This is a genomic window from Priestia sp. P5_B4 (assembly GCF_056400385.1).
In genome coordinates this window covers 1-1,186 of sequence record NZ_JBFULJ010001053.1, presented here as the reverse complement: position 1 = coordinate 1,186, position 1,186 = coordinate 1, and the positions used below count along the sequence as shown (strand labels likewise).

The following is a 1,186-nucleotide window of genomic DNA, read 5'->3' as shown; positions in this document are numbered from 1 at the left end:
CACTTGCACAGTGCAAATGCTAAAACGCCTGAAGCGGTCCGTGAATTTTTAGCAACTCTTTAATCCCTTAAGCTGCGAGAGCATTCTCGCAGCTTTTTTTGTGAGAATGGCTATTTCCATTTTTCCATGAGTGGGGTATACTAGGACAAGTGAATAATCGTAAAGCAATAAGGTCTCAATTTAAAGATTGAGTGAAAAGGGAAGTCTGGTGAAAAACCAGCGCGGTCCCGCCACTGTAAGCGCTTTGTGCGTAAGTCAGGAGACCTGCCTTATTGTTAGCTGTGAAACCTTCGAGGAAGGGTGAAGCAGGGTAATGAACATACATATCAAGTATAGTGAACGGATTCTTTTCCTGCTTATCTTGACGTTACCTGCTTTGCTTTCAATTGAAAGTAAAGCTTTTTTATTTTGAAGCTGCCGGCGAGCAGTATACATAGTCAAAGCGGAAAAACGGGATAGCGCTGCTTTTTGCATGATCATTTGCTTTTTCTTTAACGTGGAGGTTTCGTATTCACAATGAACAATATATAGGGGGAGTATTTAGATGAAAAAATGGCTTTCGTATTCCATTATTGCACTGTTAGTCATCGTACTTGCTGCATGCGGTGCAGGCAGCCAAAGCAACGGTGATAAAAAAACGAAGCAAGATACGGCACAAACGTCACAAGCTGCATTYCCAGTGAAGGTAAAAGACGCGCGTGATAAAGAAATTACGTTGAAAAAACAGCCTAAGAAAATTGTTTCCTTAATGCCAAGTAATACGGAGATTGTATATGCCCTTGGCCTTGAAAAAGAATTAGTCGGTGTTACAAGCAACGATGATTATCCTAAAAGCGTAAAGAAAAAAGCGCAGGTAGGAGATATGAACGTTAATGCGGAAAAAGTTATTGCTTTAAATCCTGATTTAGTGCTGGCACACGCTTCAAGTATGGGCGTTTCGGATGAAGTATTTAAACAAATTGAAAGTGCGGGTATTCCGGTATTTGTTGTAAAAGATTCAACAACGTTTGATACGGTTTATGATTCTATTACGCAAATCGGTAAATTAACAGGTAAAACAAAAGAAGCTAATCAAACAATTAAAGACATGAAAGAAAAAGTAGCTTCAATTGAGAAAAAAGCAAAAACGATTTCAAAAGAAGATCGTAAAAAAGTATKGATAGAGGTATCAGGAGCTCCTGAGATT

Annotated in this window: 1 protein-coding gene and 1 riboswitch; the gene reads left to right on the top strand. The window is 39.0% G+C overall.

Translation table 11 applies throughout. The features are described from left to right. Positions 1-153 precede the first annotated feature (153 nt). A riboswitch (cobalamin riboswitch) is annotated at positions 154-286 on the top strand. 258 nt (positions 287-544) lie between these two features. Further along, positions 545-1,186: helical backbone metal receptor (locus tag AC1DRF_RS28700; protein WP_477742398.1), on the top strand; the 642-nt coding region annotated here is incomplete at its 3' end.